Annotated in this window: 4 protein-coding genes and 1 pseudogene; all 5 read right to left on the bottom strand. The window is 33.8% G+C overall.

Going from position 1 to position 3,344, the window contains the following annotated elements; translation table 11 throughout:
* Nucleotides 1-187: HAD hydrolase-like protein (locus AC1DJR_RS22810; protein WP_477003570.1), on the bottom strand; the 187-nt coding region annotated here is incomplete at its 3' end.
* 156 nt (nt 188-343) lie between these two features.
* Nucleotides 344-1,500: pseudogene (locus tag AC1DJR_RS22805) on the bottom strand (RNA-guided endonuclease InsQ/TnpB family protein).
* On the bottom strand, nt 1,497-1,763 hold the full coding sequence (locus tag AC1DJR_RS22800; RefSeq protein ID WP_429687325.1) for a hypothetical protein: 267 nt from the start codon (nt 1,761-1,763) through the stop codon (nt 1,497-1,499). The pseudogene AC1DJR_RS22805 and the gene AC1DJR_RS22800 overlap by 4 nt, the downstream one beginning before the upstream one ends.
* A 142-nt stretch (nt 1,764-1,905) precedes the next feature.
* Nucleotides 1,906-2,493 (bottom strand): YpjP family protein, encoded by a 588-nt coding sequence (locus AC1DJR_RS22795; protein ID WP_002012605.1) that lies wholly within the window; start codon nt 2,491-2,493, stop codon nt 1,906-1,908.
* A gap of 267 nt (nt 2,494-2,760) precedes the next feature.
* The coding region (locus tag AC1DJR_RS22790) for an ABC transporter permease (protein ID WP_477003569.1) at nt 2,761-3,344 on the bottom strand (584 nt) is incomplete at its 5' end.

Raw genomic sequence — 3,344 nt, 5'->3', positions numbered from 1 at the left:
GTTTATATAGTGGWACATCRAGTTTTTTACATCTTTCARAAATAGTCAATTTTCGTAAAGGCTCAATYTCTTCCTCACTAACTGTCTTATATCCATGCTTTTCAGCAAGTTGATTATAAATTGGTACAAATATATTTTGTGAATCTACTAATGTGCCATCAAAGTCAAAAACAATGTATTTTTGCATCCCCATACTGCTACTAAAAATATAGACAAATGTACATTCTTAGAGTATTCCTGCTTCTGCGTGTCCTGTCTCGCCACGAACTCGCTACTACAGTTTGCTGTAACACTCCACAGGCGTAAATTCCGATGTAGCCCACCGTACATATATACAATCTATTTACGTTGGTATTGTATATTCTTTTGCTTGTAAAAGATTGATCGCTGCGTTCAAATCTCTATCCATGACATTGCCACATTCACATTCATAAACTCGGTCAGATAGTTTTAAATCTGCTTTTTTTTGCTACAACATGAGCATAACTTTGACGAGGGATAGAATGTATCTACTTGGCGTAGTTCGATTCCATATTCCTCACATTTCGTCAATAACCATGTTTTAAACGTATAAAAGCACTGCTTAGCAACTGCTTTAGATAGATGTTTATTCTTCATCATACCTTTCACATTCAAATCTTCTACTGTAATAAACGTTGGCTTGGTTTTCACCACATCATTTACAATAGACTTTACATACTCTAATCGAATATTTGCGAGCCGGGCATGTAGTTTTTGCACTCTAATAATGTTTTTATCTATATTCGCTCTTTTGTTAGTAACAGATTGTTCACCTCTCTTTTTTATATTTTCAAATTTACGCGATAAAGAACGTTGTTCACGTTTTAACCGTTTTTCTATCTTTTTTACTTTTACTGTTTTATTTATATTTTTGTGAGTTCTTCCATCACTACGCACAGCGAAATCCTTCACCCCTAAATCAATCCCTAAACCTGTTGAATTGAGTGTTGGCTTCGCTTTTGTTTCTTCCAATTCGCAAAGCACAGATACAACGTATCTTCCTGCTCTTTTAGATATCGTTCCGCTTTTTACAACCGCATCTTTTGGGATATATCCATACTCTTTTAATCTCATCCATCCAATCGTAGGGATTTTCACTCTATGTCTTTCCACTGTCCAATCTGTTTTACTGTTTTTAGGGAAATAACATTTTACATCTTCATTTTTCTTTTTCTTGAAGCGTGGAAACTTAGACAAACCATTAAAAAACTTCTTAAAAGCTTTATCTCCATTCATAATGGCTTGTTTTACCGCTTTACTTGATACTTCTTTTATCCACTGGTCGCACTCTTTTGTATGAATGTTGTTTAGCCATTTAGAAAATTCATAGCCACTAAGAAACTTCCTCTCGGATTCATATATCTCTTTATTTTTAGATAGATATAGATTGTAAACATACCTGCACACTCCAATCGTTTGATGGATCTTGGTTATTTGTTCATTTGTCGGTTTAATCTCTATTAGATATGCTTTTTTCATAGCTCTTCATCCTCCGACATTTTCTTTTTGTATTCCCTCAATCCATATATACTACGACTACATACATGAATGATAGATATCAAATACTGAGCAAGTTCTTCTTGTGGAGAAAACTTTTCATTAGTAACAATGATAACTTCGACTCCCATCTTATGAAGAAATCTCTCAAACCGGGCGTAACCAAAACGAACAAACCTATTTTCGTGTGCGATGATGATGGTTGAAACATTTCTCTCCATGCAGTCATCAAGCTTATATTTCACTACGTATGTCCACTTTTCCCTATGTTTTCACTTACTGTTGTTTCCTCCCTTTTCTTCTTTTTCCTAAACCTATGTTATTCAACAACATARWTGTCKTAYCCTTTYATMAASAAAAAAAGAACAAGATTTTCTCTCGTTCTTTTTAAGACAACCATTTCGGCGGTACATTCGTATTCCAATAAATATTTCCTAACTCATGGTGTCCTGAGTATCCATCATCAAAACGATGATAATGGAAATTAAAATAATATCCATCTTGCGGTGGATGATCTCTCCTCACATGAAATCGCAGTAAGTCATTTCCTGATTTCGTGTCATAAACATGAAAAATCTTTTCATTATTTCCGCCAGCTGGTTTTTGAGAAATCGCTAATGATTGCAACGATTCTTCTGGTACATCATTTGCAAGTTCCGCAATTGCCTCTTCAATTTTAGGTAATACAACATCTTTAAATTCATCTTCAATTACAGGCCCAATTTTAGAGCCRAATTTTTGCATWGATTGCTTYTCTGCTTCTTGCATCGCATAGTTAACAAAAGTATCGGTGGTTAACCTATCATTTGTTTCTTCATATGTATAGGACGTACTCTCCAAATTTTGTTGCCCAGCTGTGCTCGTAGGCTTGTCCGCAGCTTTGGCATTATCAAGCAATATGGAAGGAGGCGTCACTAAACCAAATGTAAATACGGTAATTAATGCGACTAAGGTTTTTCTAAACCAATTTGGCATTTATGTTCCCTCCCCTTTCACTCATTATATTTTATATAACGGTTGTTTCTTCTATTATACAAAATGATTGTAATTTTTGCACTTTACAATTTTGTTAACGTTCACATATTTTTCACTTGAATATGAAATTGTAAGATTTCATACACTATAAATACAACATTAATGAGGAGGCGACCAGATGACTTTAGATGTCATGTATTCCGCCGCAAGTATACTTGTTTTAGTGTATTTTATTTATCAATGTGTTACAGACTAGAAAAAGAGCCGTCAATGGTTCTTTTTTAATGGAAAAAATACAATCCATACAATTAATAAAATAAAAACAACGCCAATAATTACCGCTAGCAATAAATAAAAATGAGAAAATATAACTATGCCATACAAAAGTATTGCCGGAAGTAGTAAATAACGATCCGCCTTCCATCTTAACAAAAGTAAATTTCCTTCATCACAATATAAATGAAGAAACATTTTTTTCGTAAATTCATTCCAATAATCACGCGCATAGCGAGAAATTGCAACTAAAGTAAATACAAGAATAATAGCTGCAATCCACCTCGGACTCATCATAATACTTACAGTGCTTATACATACAACTTGAATATAAAATATTCGTGCACTACTTGTACGSAAAAATTCYTTYAAAAAAGMTTCWACRATACGCGAATCAGMWTTTTTYCCTAAWAKYYTTTTAGAMYGWGGGAACATCCACGGTTTTTTATTCGAACTACTTGGCTTAGCTGCATGACCACCAACTTGCATAATCCCTACAGTCCAGCGCATACTTTCTTCTTTTTCTTTCTCAACTTCTTTAAAAAAGAACTTTTTATAATTCATCTTTTCTTTTACTA

This window comes from Bacillus sp. 05T31, from assembly GCF_056396725.1.
Note: the sequence above shows the minus strand (reverse complement) of the source record. Positions and strands in the feature narration are given on the sequence as shown.